This window comes from Mycobacterium sp. IS-3022, assembly GCF_001500065.1.
In the GTDB taxonomy this organism is placed as follows: Bacteria; Actinomycetota; Actinomycetes; order Mycobacteriales; family Mycobacteriaceae; genus Mycobacterium.
Genome location: NZ_LQIN01000048.1, coordinates 209,290 through 222,907, shown reverse-complemented (window position 1 = coordinate 222,907; position 13,618 = coordinate 209,290). Strand labels below are relative to the sequence as shown.

Sequence of the window (13,618 nt, the reverse complement as noted above, 5' to 3'; positions counted from 1 at the left end):
CTCCCTATCGCGTCGACGAGCTGAACGGCAGTAGCGCAACCTCGCGCGCGTTCTTCACGGCGATGGCGATGTCACGCTGGTGCTGCACGCAGTTGCCTGTGACGCGGCGGGCGCGGATCTTGCCACGCTCGCTGATGTAGGTGCGCAGCAGCGCGGTGTCCTTGTAATCGATGGTCTGCCCCTTCTTGGAGCAGAACACGCACTTGCGGGTCTTGACCGGCTTCTCGGGAGCCGGCCGACGCTTGGTGGCCTTGGCCATGTGTCTTTCTCTTTCTTGCTACTTCGTTGATCGGTTGTGGATCAGAAGGGTGGCTCGTCGTCGGCTCCGGAGAACGACCCCGACGCAGGAGCGCTGCCCCACGGGTCGTCCTTCGGCTGCTCGGCGGGACGCGAACCGCCACCGCCGCCGCCGCCGAATCCGCCGCCGCCACCGCCACTGCGGCTGGCCTTGTTCACCTTCGCGGTGGCGTACCGCAGCGACGGGCCGATCTCGTCGACCTCGAGCTCCACGACGGTGCGCTTCTCGCCATCACGGGTTTCGAACGAACGCTGCTTGAGCCGGCCCTGCACGATCACCCGTGAACCACGGGTCAGGCTCTCGGCCACATTCTCGGCGGCCTCCCGCCAGATGTTGCAGCGCAGGAACAGCGCTTCGCCGTCCTTCCACTCCCCGCTCTGGCGGTCGTAGATGCGCGGTGTCGACGCCACGGTGAAGTTGGCGACGGCCGCACCCGACGGTGTGAACCGCAGTTCCGGATCGGCGGTCAGGTTTCCGACGACGGTGATTATGGTGTCACCAGCCACGATGTCCTCCTGGGTTGGCGGTGTAGCTCAGGCGAGTGGTCGCAGGCGAGCCTACGGAAGCACTCCGACGCGTACAGCCTGTTCTCGGGACTAGTGCTTGTCCGTCCGCATGACCTTGGTCCGCAGCACGGACTCGTTCAGGTTGAGCTGGCGGTCCAGCTCGGTCACAGTCGCGGGTTCGGCCTTGACATCGACGACGGCGTAGATGCCCTCGGCGTGCTTGGCGATCTCGTATGCCAGCCGCCGGCGGCCCCAGATGTCGACCTTGTCGACGCTGCCGCCGTCCTTGCGGATGACGTTGAGGAACGTTTCCAGCGACGGAGCCACGGTGCGCTCGTCAAGGGTGGGGTCGAGGATGACCATGATTTCGTATGGACGCATGAAGACCTCATCACCTCCTACGGTCTTGTCGGCCACGGTCGTTCCGTGGCAGGAGGGTCGCCTGCGTCGGCAACCGGCCCAGGCTACAGGAAACCGCGCTGATCTGCGAAATCGCGCTGTTCGGCGTCGCCTCGTCGCGATTGTGAATCTGGCTGCGCTTCGACGGCGTGTCGCGCAGGTAGTTTCACAATCGAAGCGACGGCGGTGCCGAATAGCGGGCCGCCTACTTCGAAACTGCAGTCAGATCGCGATCTTCCGCGAATTCGCGATCTGTGCGCAGTCTCGACGCGTCCGGGCGCAGCCAGTCCGGCAGCCACCGCGGCGGCGCGTCCGGCGCCCCGTCGAACACTCCACCCGCCGGGTCGTCGACAAGCCCGCGCGCCCGCACGAGGTCCAGTTCCGGACGGTAGATCTGGCGGATCACCAACGCGCACAGCCCGACCACCGCGACGTCGCGCAGCAGCACGGTGATCGTGAACGGCTGCTCGGGCAGGCCCCGGTTCGCCTCCCCGTAGAGGTACAACATCCGCGGCACCCACACCAACGCGTCGATCGTCATCCACACCAACAGGATTCGCCGGTGCGGCAGCGCCAGCACCGCCAACGGCACCAACCACAGCGAGAACTGCGGGCTCCACACCTTGTTGGTCAACAGGAACGCCGCCACGACCAGGAACGCAATCTGCGCCACGCGTGGCCGCCGCTTGGCGGTCAACGCGATGTAAGCGATTGCGATGCAACACGATACGAACAGGATCGCGGACACCGTGTTGGTCACCGTCGGCGGCTGCCAGAAGCCGAGGTCGGGATCGAAACCGCGCCAGCCGGTGAACGACTTGATGACGTTGTAGATCGAGTCCATGTCGTCGCCGCGACGGGTGTTGAGCCGGAAGAACTCCGACCAGCCCCGCGGGAACAACACCATGATCGGCAGGTTGACCACCAGCCAGGTCAGCACTGCGCCCGCGGCGGTCTTGCCGACCGCCCGCAGCTTGCCGGTGCGCACCGCCAACACCGCCAGCGGCGCCAACAGCAGCAGCGGATACAGCTTGGCCGCCACGCCGAGCCCGATCAGCGCGCCGGCCAGCACCGGTCTTCGCCGCGCCCAGGCGAGCAGCGCGCCGGTCGCGAAAGCCGTTGCCAGGGCGTCGAAATTCGTGAAGATCTGAAAGATCACCAACGGTGACGCCGCCACCAATGCGGCGTCCCAGACCCGTCGCGGCCCGGCCAGCCGCGACGTCGCCCACACCGTGATCAGCCACGCCAACGCCAGCCCGAACGCGGCGATGTTGAAGAACATCACCACCTCGGCGATGACCGGCACCGGCCCCAATTTGGTCAACGCGGTGTAGGTCTTGGCCAGCGACATCGACAGGTATTGGTAGATGCCGGTCAGCACCGGATATTCCATGTACCGCACCGCGATGTTGCCGTCGTACTGGATTCGCGGCGCTCCGGTGGCGTCCTTCTCCACCCAGTTCGACTTGTACGGGAACTTGCCGAGGTTCAGCAGTTCGGCGGTGTAGAGCGGAACCGTGTCGGAGTAGCACAGCTGGTAATACGCCCGCTGGTTGTCCCAGTTGCCGACCCGCTGATCGGCGGTGCCGGTGCCGGTGGTCTGCAGGCACGCGGCCTTGGTCGAGTATCCGAGCGCCAGGAACACCAGCGCGATGATCAGCATCACCCGCAGCGGGGTGAGGAACCGTTGCCTGCCGATCAGCGCGTGCCTGCCGACCGGGCCGCCGATCACCTCGGACAGCGCGGAGCCGATCGCGTCGGTGCGGCTCGGCAGGTCGCGGTCGTCGAGGCTCCTGAGGTCGCGCGCCGCCGTGCCGGGCGACACCGTCGACGGTTCGCCGGTCTCCTCGCCCCCCACCTCGGTCACGGAGGCGGCAGGGGCGCGCCTGGCGCTACGGGTGCTCCGACCGGTCCCGGTGGCGGCACTCCCGGCGGTGCGGGCACGGGCGCGCCGACCGGTCCTGGCGCGGGGGCAGGCGGTGCCGGCGGGCCGACGGGCACCGTCGTCGGGGGGCCCCACGGGATCGTGATGCCCGGCGCGACTTCGATGGTCGGCTGGATGACCGTTTGCGACGGTGGCGTCGGTGGCGTCGTCGGGGCAGCCGTCGTCGACGGTGGGGCGGGCGCCTGCGGTACCCCGGCGTAGCCGCCGATCTCCTCGGGCTCGGGGAACTCCTCGACGTCGGTGCCCTCCAGTGCGCCGTCCATGGTGGCTTTCCAGATGTCAGAGGGCAGACCGGAGCCGTAGATCGGCGCGCCCCACTTGTTCTCCAGCGGCTTGGTGCCCTCGGTGGTGCCCACCCAGACCGCGGTCGACAGCGACGGGGTGTAGCCGACCATCCACGCGTCGCGGTTGGCGTCGGTGTCGCCGAGCTGGTTGGTGCCCGTCTTGGCGGCCGACGGCCGTCCGCCGGCCAGCGCATGGCCGTTGGAGTAGGCGGCGATCGGTTGCATCGCGCTGGTGACGTTGTCGGCCACCTTCTTGTCAATGCGCTGCTCGCCCGAGTTGTCCTGCTGGGACGCGTCGAACAGCACCTCGCCCTCGGAGTTGACGACCTTCTGCACGAAGTGCGGCTTGTGGTAGACACCCGAGGCCGCCAACGTCGCATATGCCGACGCCATGTCGATCACCCGAGACTGGTACTGGCCCAACACGATTCCGTTGTTGGGCGGACCACCTTTGCCGTCCTCGGACAGCGTGTGTTCGACACCGGGGAAGCTCTCGGCGATGCCGGCCTGATGGGCGGCCTCGGCGACGTCCTCGGGCCCGTTCTTGAGCTTCAGCATGAGGCGGTAGTAGCTGGTGTTGAGCGAGCGCTTCAGCGCCTCGGCGATGTTGCAGGTGCCGCAGCCGCCGCCCTCGACGTTGGTGATCTTGATGCCGTTGACTTCCAGCGGCGAACTGTCGACCTGCGTGCCCAGCCCCATGCCCTGCTGCAGCGCGGCGACCAATGCGAACACCTTGAACGCCGAACCCGTCGGCAGGCCGGCCTGGGCGAAGTCGAAGCCGTTGGCGTCCGTGCCGCCGTAGTAGGCCTTCACCCCGCCGGTGCGTGGATCGATCGACACGATCGCGGTCCGCATGTCGGGGTCCTGGCCCTCGAGGTACTCCGTCGCCGCGTCTACCGCGGCGGCCTGCGCGTCCGGGTCGATCGTCGTGGTGATCTGCAGGCCCTCGGTGTTCAGCGTCTGCTCGTTGATGTCGAACAGTTCGAGCAGTTCCTTTTGCACCTGCCGCTCGATCAGGCCGTTGGGCCCGGTGGTCTGGTTCTGCGAGCGGGCCAGATCGGGCGGCACCGTCGCCGGGAACACCTGCGCGGCGCGTTCCTCGGGGGAGAGCGCACCGATCTCGACCATGCCGTCGAGCACCCAGTTCCACCGCGTGGTGGCGCCTTCGAGGTTGACCGCGGGGTCGAGTCCGGACGGCCGCTGGATCAACGCGGCCAGAAGTGCGCCTTCGGCGACATTGAGTTGTTCGACCGGCTTGTCGAAGTACGCCTTCGACGCGGCCGCGATGCCGTAGGAGCCGCGGCCGAAGTAGATGATGTTCAGATACGACTGCAGCACCTGGTCTTTGGACCATTCGCCGGACATCTTCGTCGAGATGACCAACTCCTTGGCCTTGCGGATCAGCCCGCCGATACCCGAGCGCTCGGAACCGACGAGCGCGTTCTTGACGTACTGCTGCGTGATCGTCGACCCGCCCTGCAGGTCCTCACCGGCCAGGTTGTTCTTGATCGCGCGCGCGAAACCGGTGAACGAGAACCCCGGGTTCGAATAGAAATTGCGGTCCTCGGCGGCCATCACCGCGTTGCGCACCTGCACCGGGATCTGGTCGATGTTGACGTCGACCCGATTGCCTTCGGGCGGAACGATTTTCGCCAGCTCGCTGCCGTCGCTGGCCAGAATCGTCGACACCTGGTTGGTTCGGATGTCGCCCGGCTCGGGCACGTCGACGATCAGGTAGGCCATCGCGAACGTGACGAGCGGCAGCACGATGAACACCACCGCGCCCGCGAGCAGTCCCCGGCGCACCCACTTCCAGTTGATCTGCTTGGGCAGGTTGCGCCGCGGACCCGACGGCCCGCCCGGAGGTCCCCCACCGCCGGGTGGCCTGCGCGGCGGGGGCGGAGGCGCCGGCGGTTTGGGTGCCGGCGTGCCGTCCAGCGCCGCCTTGACGACGTCGACCGGGTCGCGCAGGTGTGGCGGTCGCGCCTCGCGAACCGGCGGCAGCACCGCGGTGTGCCGATCGTCGGGCGGCGCCGACCGCCGCGGTCCCTTCCCGGGACCGCCGGGTGGGCGCTGCTGTGGACTGTGTGACGCGCTCACACCATCAGCCCCGCGTCCGGAACGGACATCGTTGACTGACCGGTCGTGGCGCCCTTCGCTATTCACTGGCCGTGCGCGCACGCTCGCGCGCGGTCCGAGTGCTGCGTGAACCCCGAGAACCTCCGGTTGGCGGGACTGCGCCGAGCACGTACGACTTGACCAGGTGATTCCAGCTGCAGGTGCGGCATACCTCCACCACGTGTACCGAGAACTCGTCGTATCGGGATGCCAGCAGGACCAACTCCTCGGCGGTTCGTGCGGAACCCGACACCGGGCCCAGATGGTCACCGAATACCCACGAAACCAGGGTGAGCTGTTCCTTGCGGCAGATCGGGCAAGTCACCGAACTGGGCTTGCCGTGGAACTTGGCGGCGCGCAGCAGATAGGGATTGGCGTCGCAGACCTCGGAGACGCCGGTGCGCCCCGAATAGACCTCGGCCAGCAGGGACCGTCGCCGAAGCGCGTAGTCCACCACCTGTCGCTGCAATCGCACGAGGACCAGAGTACGTCGGCGATGCGACTGCCGGAGCGTGACGGCGCGGTCCAGGCCATCTCTAAGGTGTTTGATCTGGAGATACGGGACCAACTTTCGCCGTATGCCGTCAACCTCAGGAGAACTGCATGCTGGACGGGCGCGACTTCGCCCTCGACGTTGGACCGGCCGCCGACGACGTCAGCCGCTTCACCCGTGAGCTTCCCGAGCACTGGTGCTTCGACGGCCGCGCGTTCGGCGGCTACACCTCGGCGCTCGCCTTGGCCGCGATGTTCGCGCACAGCGGCCGCCCGGCGGCGGCGTCGCTGTCGGTGACCTTCGTCGACGGCGGCGTACCCGGCCCGCTCGAAATCGACGTGCGCAGCATCCGCGGCGGTCGCACGGCCGCGGCCGTCGAAGCGACGGTCCGCCAGCGCGGCCGCACGATTCTGCTCGCCAACAGCTGGTTCGCCGACGGCTGGCTCGGGCCACCGTCGGTCGATGCGCCGGTCCCTTTCGAGCGCTACGGCACCGCGGCTTCGCCGCTGCCGGATCCGTCGGCGGGGTCGTCGCTGGACTGGATCGGCGAGGAGTACCCGTCGCTGCGGTTCGCCCAGCGCCGCGGCGTGGACTACCCCGCGAGCCTCGCCCACTTCGCGGACCGTCGGCCGGAGGTGGCGTTGTGGGTCAGCACAGATTGCGGGGCCCCCGGCGACACACGGGACCCTCTCGAGCATCCGCAGATCGCCGACGTGCTGCACGCCGACGCCCACCTCTTCGACGCGCCGGGCAAGGTCTGCGGCTTCGTCGACGCGTGGCTGCTGAGCCTGGACCTCAGCGTGGTGTGGCAGCCCGGGGCGCACCTCGTTCCGTCGACCGCATGGCGGCTGTTGGAGTCGCGCGGTTCGGTCGCCAACGGAGGCGTCTCGGCGTACGGCTCCCTGCGCGGCTCCGACGGGTCGCTGCTGGCCGTGCTGACCTCTCAGGGCCTCATCCGTTGAGGATCGGCTGATCTTTGCTTCTACGATCATCGACGTGGCAGCGAGCTGGTCTGGCCGACAGACACCGGGAACGCGCGCGAAGGACAGTGATCGCAACGACACCTGCCAGATCCTCGACAGCGCGCTGAGCGAGGGCCAGCTGTCGATGACCGAGCACGGCGAGCGGGTCAAGGCCGCGACCACCGCCATGACGCTCGGCGAACTACAGGCGCTGGTGGCCGACCTTCAGACCGGCAACGCGCCGGTGCAACTTCCGACGCTGAAGAAGCCGCGGGCGGTATCGGTCCCCGGCGGCGGCTGGGGTTTGCGTCTCGCGGTGGCCGGTGTGCTCGTGGTCCTCGGCGTCGCGATCGGCTGGGGTCTGTACGGCAACACCCCGTCGCCGCTGAACTTCACCTCCGACCCGGGCGCCAAGTCCGACGGCATCACCCCGGTCGTGCTCACCCCGCCCAAGCAGTTGCACTCGCTCGGCGGGCTGACCGGACTGCTCGAGCAGATGAAGCAGCGCTTCGGCGACACCACCGGCTACCGCCTCGTCGTCTACCCCGACTACGCGTCGCTGACCCGGCCGGACCCGAACGAGGACCGTCGCGAGCTCATCTACAGCTACCGCGGCGGCTGGGACGATCCGACGTCGAGCTCGAAGACCAGCGACGCCGTCGAGGTCGATCTGGGCAAGTTCGACGCCAAGGCCGTCGTCGGCGTCTTGCGGGGCGCCCCCGAGACGCTGGGCATCAAGCCGGAGGACGTCGACAGCACCTACTTGAGCATCGCTCCGGCCAACGACCCGACCACACCCGGCGCCCTGTCGATCGACGTCTACGTGTCCAGCGACTTCGGCAGCGGCTATATCGAGCTGGCCGGTGACGGCACGGTCAAGCAGGTCCGCTACCCCGGCTGACGCCCGACCGTTCGCGCGACGGTAACCCGATGTTCGCGCCGAATATATCGGCGCGATACTATGGTGCGAGGTGTCGAACCGCCGTAACGGACGAGCTGCGATTTCTTAAGGGGGTGTCCTCGGTGCTGGAATTGGCCATCCTGGGGCTCCTGCTGGAATCGCCGATGCACGGCTACGAACTCCGCAAGAGGCTGACCGGCTTGCTCGGCGCCTTTCGTGCGTTTTCGTACGGCTCGCTGTACCCGGCGCTGCGGCGGATGCAGACCGACGGGCTCATCGTCGAGGATGCGGCGCCGGACGGCACCCCGAAGATGCGCCGGGCGCGGCGCGTCTACCAGCTCACCGACAAGGGCAAGCAGCGCTTCGCCGAGCTGGTGGCCGACACCGGCCCACAGAACTTCTCCGACGACGGTTTCGGCGTCCATCTCGCCTTCTTCAACCGCACCCCGGCCGAGGCCCGGATGCGGATTCTGGAGGGGCGTCGTCGTCAGGTAGAGGAACGCCGTGAGGGTCTGCGCGAAGCCGTCGCGCGGGCTAGCAGCTCAATCGACCGGTACACCCGACAGCTCCATCAGCTCGGGCTGGAGTCCAGCGAGCGCGAAGTGAAATGGCTCAACGAGCTGATAGCGGCGGAACGTCTGAGCCAAGGGCGCTCGGACAACGCAGTGCAGCCCTAGGCAAAACCGAACCAGTACGGAAGAGGAGAGAAGTCGTCATGGCATCAAACGGAGAGGTGCGGGTCGCGATTGTCGGCGTGGGCAACTGCGCGTCGTCGCTCGTACAGGGCGTGCAGTACTACCAGGACGCCGATGAGACGGCCACTGTGCCCGGTCTGATGCATGTGCGTCTCGGCCCGTACCACGTGCGCGACGTCAAATTCGTCGCCGCGTTCGACGTCGACGCCAAGAAGGTCGGCTTCGACCTGTCCGAGGCGATCTTCGCGTCCGAGAACAACACCATCAAGATCGCCGATGTGCCGCCGACCAACGTGACCGTGCAGCGCGGCCCGACACTCGACGGCATCGGCAAGTACTACGCCGACACCATCGAGGTCTCCGACTCCGATCCGGTCGACGTGGTCAAGGCGCTCAAGGACGCCGAGGTCGACGTGCTGGTGTCCTACCTGCCGGTGGGCAGCGAGGAGGCCGACAAGTTCTACGCCCAGTGCGCGATTGACGCCGGCGTGGCGTTCGTCAACGCGCTTCCCGTCTTCATCGCGTCAGACCCCGTGTGGGCCAAGAAGTTCGCCGACGCCGGGGTGCCGATCGTCGGCGACGACATCAAGAGCCAGATCGGCGCGACGATCACCCACCGCGTGATGGCCAAGCTGTTCGAGGACCGCGGCGTGCAACTCGACCGCACGATGCAGCTCAACGTCGGCGGCAACATGGACTTCCTCAACATGCTCGAGCGCTCGCGGCTGGAGTCGAAGAAGATCTCCAAGACCCAGGCCGTCACGTCCAACCTGCAGCGTGAGTTCAACACCAAGGACGTGCACATCGGCCCGTCCGATCACGTCGGCTGGCTCGACGACCGCAAGTGGGCCTACGTGCGACTTGAGGGCCGCGCGTTCGGCGACGTGCCGCTGAACCTGGAGTACAAGCTCGAGGTGTGGGATTCGCCGAACTCGGCGGGTGTGATCATCGACGCGGTGCGCGCGGCGAAGATCGCCAAGGACCGCGGCATCGGCGGCCCCGTCGAGGCGGCGTCGGCCTACCTGATGAAGAGCCCGCCCAAGCAGCTGCCCGACGACGTGGCTCGCGCGCAACTCGAGACGTTCATCGAGGGCTGACCCTCTCTCCCCTGCGATTTGTGGAGTCTTACCGGCGGTGAGCGCCGCTGGGGCTCCACAAATCGCGTTTTGTAGGGTCATTTCGTGACCGAGATCTCGCCTGACGACGAGCTGGCTGCGCTCGACGAGTTCATCTTCCTCGACGAGAACGCGCGCCAAGCCGGCGTCGATGCGGTGCCGCCGGCGAAGCGCGTAGACGTCGGGCCGATCAGCGCGCTGAAGTTCGGCGACGGTGCCCCGCGGATCGTGTTCCTGCACGGCGGCGGTCAGAACGCGCACACCTGGGACACGGTGATCGTCGGCCTCGGCGAGCCGGCGCTGGCCATCGACCTGCCGGGTCACGGCCGCTCGGCGTGGCGGGAAGACGGCGACTACGGCCCCAAGCGCAATGCGGCGGCGATCGAACCCGTGGTCCGCGAACTGGCGGCCGACGCCGATCTGGTGGTCGGGATGTCGCTCGGGGGCCTGACCGCGTTGCGGCTCGCAGTGACGGCGCCCGACCTGGTGCGCCGGCTGGTGCTCGTCGACGTGACGCCGTCGGCGCCGGAGCGGCACACCGCGATGACCGAGGCGCAGAAGGGCACCGTCGCGCTGGTGCAGGGCGACCGCGTCTTCCCGTCGTTCGACGCGATGTTGGAGAAGACCGTCGCCGCGGCGCCGCACCGGGACCGGGAGTCGTTGCGGCGCGGGGTTTTCCACAATGCGAAGCGGCTGGAGGACGGCACCTGGACCTGGCGCTACGACTCCATCCGCAAGGGCGACGGGTTCGAGGGCTTGTGGGACGACGTGCCGCGGCTGACGGTGCCGACGACGTTGGTGCGCGGGGCAAACTCGTTCTTCGTCAACGACGACGACGCCGCAGAGTTCGCCCGGAACGCACCGGGTTTCAAGGACGTCCAGATCGTCGAGGACTCCGGGCACTCGGTGCAGAGCGACCAACCGGGCAAGCTGATCGAGATCCTCAGTGGTGTGCTCGCCGAGCCCTGACCACCGCTGACCGGAGGGTGATTTCCGCGCCTCCGTGGTTGGCTGTGCGACGCGGCACGTCGTCGTCGACCGTCAGGAGCTCCCATCCCTCGTCGAGCACCGACACCACGTCGGCGCTTGTGAAGAACACCGCGTCCGGCATTGTGCCGCCGGAGATGTCGGCATTCGAGGGATGATGTCCGACGACCAGCAGCGTGCCACCCGGCCGCACTGCGACGGCCAGCCGTCGAAACAACAAGTCGCGCTGGGCGACTCCATGCAGGTAATGCGTTGTCACCAAGTCGAACGCGGCTGGCGGCGGGGTCCAGATGCTGAGGTCCGCCTGTCGCCACTCGATCCGCGCCGCGACATCAGGTCCCGTCTGTTCCGCCCGGTCGCGGGCGCACTGTAGCGCACTGTCCACGAAATCGACTGCGGTGACGGCCCATCCGTTCTGCGCGAGCCAGATGGCGTCGGCGCCCAGGCCGCAGCCGGCATCAAGCGCACGTCCGGCGGGAAGTCCCACCACAGCATCCGTCAGCGTTCGGTTCGGGGTCGACATGCCTGCCGTGTGCGCCGCCGTCTCCCACCGCTGCTCCCAGAACGTTCTGTCGAGTTCGGTCACGCTTCCCAGCGTGCCCACTGTGCGCCGCGTCGGCAAATGTTCTTGCTATAAAGGCAAACGCTCAGTTAGTCTCCTGTTCATCTTCTGCTCGCCGACTGCTGGTCGGGCTGTCGTAGGTTTCCGCGCGTCCGGCCGCTCAGCCCTCGGCCGACTCGACGGAAGGACCCTGCCGATATGGCCCTCGTGCCGCTGAACCTGTTCGTCGCCCATGACGGGAAGTCCCGGCGTCAACACGTCACCTGCCGCTACAAGTGCGGCGACGCCTGCTCCAAGCCGGTCCCCAACACCAGCGGCAACGAGTACTTCGGCGACGTCGTCAAGGCGGTGTCCCGGCGGTCGATGCTGCAGGCCGGCGGCATCGCGGTGCTGGCCGTCGGCGCTGCTTCCGCGCTGGCCGCGTGCGGCCGCGACGGCCACCCGGCGGCTGCGCCGATGTCGTCGGCCCCACCGGCCGAACCGCCCGTGGGCATGCGGTTCGCCTCGGTCGCTCCCAACAGTGAGGACGCCGTCGTCGTCCCCGAGGGTTACCGCCAGGCGGTCGTCATCAGCTGGGGCGATCCGGTGCTGCCCGGCGCGCCCCCGTTCGACGTCCACAAGCAGACCGGTGCCGCCCAACGCGGACAGTTCGGCTTCAACAACGACTTCGCGGGCCTGCTGCCGATCCCGGGGCAGCCGAACCGCTTCCTGTTGGTCAACAACTTCGAGTACGTCACTCCGCAGTTCATGTTCCCGGGCTACGATCCGGACAAGCCCACCCGCGAGCAGTTCGAGGTGGAGATCGCCGCGGTCGGCATGGGCGTCGTCGAGGTCGAACGCACGCCGAACGGCCTGACACCGGTGCTGGGCCGCTTCAACCGGCGCATCACCGCCGACACCCCGTTCACGCTGACCGGTCCCGCGGCGGGCAGCGACTTCGTCAAGACGGACGCCGATCCCGACGGCCGCACCGTCGCGGGCACCTTCGCCAACTGCGCCGGCGGCGTCACCCCGTGGGGCACCGTGCTGTCCGGCGAGGAGAACTTCCACTCCTATTTCGGCGCCGCGACGCTGGCGCCTCGGCTTGGACCCGTCGACGCCGACCGCCGCGATCGCTACGGCATCACCGCCGAACCCTCCGAGCTGCTGTGGGAGACGTTCGACCCACGCTTCGATCTGGCCCGAAATCCTCACGAGGTCAACAGGTTCGGTTACGTGGTCGAACTCGACCCGTGGGACCCGAACTCGACGCCGGTCAAGCACTCGGCGCTGGGCCGGCTCAAGCATGAGGGCGCCACCATCTACGTCACCGGCGATGGCACGGTCGTCGCCTACACCGGCGACGACGAACGCTTCGACTACATGTACAAGTTCGTGTCGGACAAGAAGATTCGGCCCGGTCGCGACGCCGCCGCAATGGCGCACAACATGACGATCCTCGACGAGGGCACGCTGTACGTCGCCAAGCTGTCCAGCGATATCCCGGCCAACGAGATCGACGGCTCCGGCAAGCCGCCGTCCATCGGCGCGTTCCGGGGCACCGGCACGTGGGTCCCGCTGCTGCACTCGGGACCCGACGGCCGGGCCGAGTCGCTGGTCGACGGCATCTCGGCGCAGGAGGCCGCCGTCTTCACGCGGATCGCCGCCGACAAGGCCGGCGCCACGAAGATGGACCGCCCCGAGGACTTCGAGGCCAACCCCAAAACCGGCAAGGTCTATGTCGCGCTGACCAACAACGACGAGCGCGGCGCGGCGGGCGCAGCGCCCGCGGATGCGGCCAACCCGCGCAACGACAACAAGAACGGCCAGATCCTCGAGATCACCGACAACCACGCGGGCACCGACTTCACCTGGGACCTGCTGCTGGTGTGCGGCGACCCCGCGGCCGCCGACACCTATTTCGCCGGGTTCGACAAGACCCGGGTCAGCCCGATCTCCTGCCCAGACAATCTGGCGTTCGACAGCCACGGCAATCTGTGGATCTCCACCGACGGCAACGCGCTGGAGTCCAACGACGGGTTGTTCGCCGTCGCACTCGACGGGCCGAACCGCGGCGAGACCAGGCAGTTCCTCACCGTTCCGCTCGGTGCGGAGACGTGCGGTCCCGTCGTCACCGACGACGTCGTCACCGTATGCGTCCAACATCCGGGCGAGCACGACGACAACAGCATCGATGCCCCGCTGTCGCGGTGGCCGGAGGGCGGCAACGGGACGGCACGCCCGTCGGTGGTTGCGGTGTGGAAGCCCGGCGGGAACATCGGCCTTTAGCCTGCACTCGCGTCGAAACCGACGAAATGGCGGTTTCGCGGCCGGTTTCGCAGCCATTTCGTCGGTTTCGCGGGGTGTTGAGGGA

13 protein-coding genes are annotated in these 13,618 nt (G+C 67.8%); 6 read left to right on the top strand and 7 right to left on the bottom strand.

What is annotated here, in order from left to right; all coding sequences use genetic code 11:
• Positions 1–4: 4 nt before the first annotated feature.
• The 6 genes from rpsR to AU188_RS21340 all read right to left on the bottom strand — a co-directional run bounded on the left by rpsR (position 5) and on the right by AU188_RS21340 (position 6,025).
• The gene (gene rpsR / locus AU188_RS21365; protein WP_059100487.1) at positions 5–259 is read right to left on the bottom strand and encodes a 30S ribosomal protein S18; all 255 of its coding nucleotides are present in this window, start codon (positions 257–259) and stop codon (positions 5–7) included.
• Between the two features lie 41 nt (positions 260–300).
• Entirely contained in the window at positions 301–804 is a 504-nt protein-coding gene (locus tag AU188_RS21360) for a single-stranded DNA-binding protein (protein WP_059165466.1), read from the bottom strand.
• A gap of 90 nt (positions 805–894) precedes the next feature.
• A complete protein-coding gene (gene rpsF, locus AU188_RS21355) occupies positions 895–1,185 on the bottom strand; it encodes a 30S ribosomal protein S6 (RefSeq protein WP_014818429.1) in 291 nt (96 codons plus the stop codon).
• A gap of 223 nt (positions 1,186–1,408) precedes the next feature.
• Positions 1,409–3,061: a glycosyltransferase family 87 protein gene (locus AU188_RS21350; RefSeq protein ID WP_172799567.1), complete on the bottom strand. Its 1,653-nt coding sequence runs from the start codon at positions 3,059–3,061 to the stop codon at positions 1,409–1,411.
• A 5-nt stretch (positions 3,062–3,066) separates the two neighbouring features.
• Positions 3,067–5,598: a transglycosylase domain-containing protein gene (locus AU188_RS21345; RefSeq protein ID WP_082686733.1), complete on the bottom strand. Its 2,532-nt coding sequence runs from the start codon at positions 5,596–5,598 to the stop codon at positions 3,067–3,069.
• Positions 5,591–6,025, bottom strand: coding sequence for a DUF5318 domain-containing protein (locus AU188_RS21340; RefSeq protein WP_059100769.1), 435 nt, complete (start codon positions 6,023–6,025; stop codon positions 5,591–5,593). The genes AU188_RS21345 and AU188_RS21340 overlap by 8 nt, the downstream gene beginning before the upstream one ends.
• Before the next feature lie 128 nt (positions 6,026–6,153).
• On the opposite strand from AU188_RS21340, the gene AU188_RS21335 reads away from it, so the two are divergent.
• The 5 genes from AU188_RS21335 to AU188_RS21315 all read left to right on the top strand — a co-directional run bounded on the left by AU188_RS21335 (position 6,154) and on the right by AU188_RS21315 (position 10,685).
• A complete protein-coding gene (locus tag AU188_RS21335) occupies positions 6,154–7,005 on the top strand; it encodes a thioesterase family protein (RefSeq protein WP_059165464.1) in 852 nt (283 codons plus the stop codon).
• 34 nt (positions 7,006–7,039) lie between these two features.
• Positions 7,040–7,906 (top strand): DUF1707 SHOCT-like domain-containing protein, encoded by an 867-nt coding sequence (locus tag AU188_RS21330; RefSeq protein ID WP_059165463.1) that lies wholly within the window; start codon positions 7,040–7,042, stop codon positions 7,904–7,906.
• 122 nt (positions 7,907–8,028) lie between these two features.
• Positions 8,029–8,583: a PadR family transcriptional regulator gene (locus AU188_RS21325; protein ID WP_059100771.1), complete on the top strand. Its 555-nt coding sequence runs from the start codon at positions 8,029–8,031 to the stop codon at positions 8,581–8,583.
• 38 nt (positions 8,584–8,621) lie between these two features.
• Complete coding sequence (locus AU188_RS21320; RefSeq protein WP_059100491.1) at positions 8,622–9,698, top strand: inositol-3-phosphate synthase; 1,077 nt, start codon at positions 8,622–8,624, stop codon at positions 9,696–9,698.
• Positions 9,699–9,782: 84 nt separating this feature from the next.
• The gene (locus AU188_RS21315) at positions 9,783–10,685 is read left to right on the top strand and encodes an Rv0045c family esterase (protein WP_059165462.1); all 903 of its coding nucleotides are present in this window, start codon (positions 9,783–9,785) and stop codon (positions 10,683–10,685) included.
• On the opposite strand, the gene AU188_RS21310 is transcribed toward AU188_RS21315, so the two are convergent.
• The gene (locus AU188_RS21310) at positions 10,660–11,289 is read right to left on the bottom strand and encodes a class I SAM-dependent methyltransferase (RefSeq protein WP_082686738.1); all 630 of its coding nucleotides are present in this window, start codon (positions 11,287–11,289) and stop codon (positions 10,660–10,662) included. The genes AU188_RS21315 and AU188_RS21310 overlap by 26 nt on opposite strands.
• A gap of 174 nt (positions 11,290–11,463) precedes the next feature.
• Between AU188_RS21310 and AU188_RS21305 the strand changes: the two genes are divergently transcribed.
• Positions 11,464–13,533, top strand: a complete 2,070-nt coding sequence (locus AU188_RS21305; protein ID WP_059165460.1) for a PhoX family protein — start codon at positions 11,464–11,466, stop codon at positions 13,531–13,533.
• Positions 13,534–13,618: the final 85 nt, after the last annotated feature.

What these genes read in the sequence shown, in the direction of transcription:
- rpsR (WP_059100487.1), bottom strand. Translation starts at nt 259, where the DNA reads ATGGCCAAGGCCACCAAGCGTCGGCCGGCTCCCGAGAAGCCGGTCAAG.
- rpsF (WP_014818429.1), bottom strand. Translation starts at nt 1,185, where the DNA reads ATGCGTCCATACGAAATCATGGTCATCCTCGACCCCACCCTTGACGAG.
- AU188_RS21335 (WP_059165464.1), top strand. Translation starts at nt 6,154, where the DNA reads ATGCTGGACGGGCGCGACTTCGCCCTCGACGTTGGACCGGCCGCCGAC.
- AU188_RS21320 (WP_059100491.1), top strand. Translation starts at nt 8,622, where the DNA reads ATGGCATCAAACGGAGAGGTGCGGGTCGCGATTGTCGGCGTGGGCAAC.
- AU188_RS21305 (WP_059165460.1), top strand. Translation starts at nt 11,464, where the DNA reads ATGGCCCTCGTGCCGCTGAACCTGTTCGTCGCCCATGACGGGAAGTCC.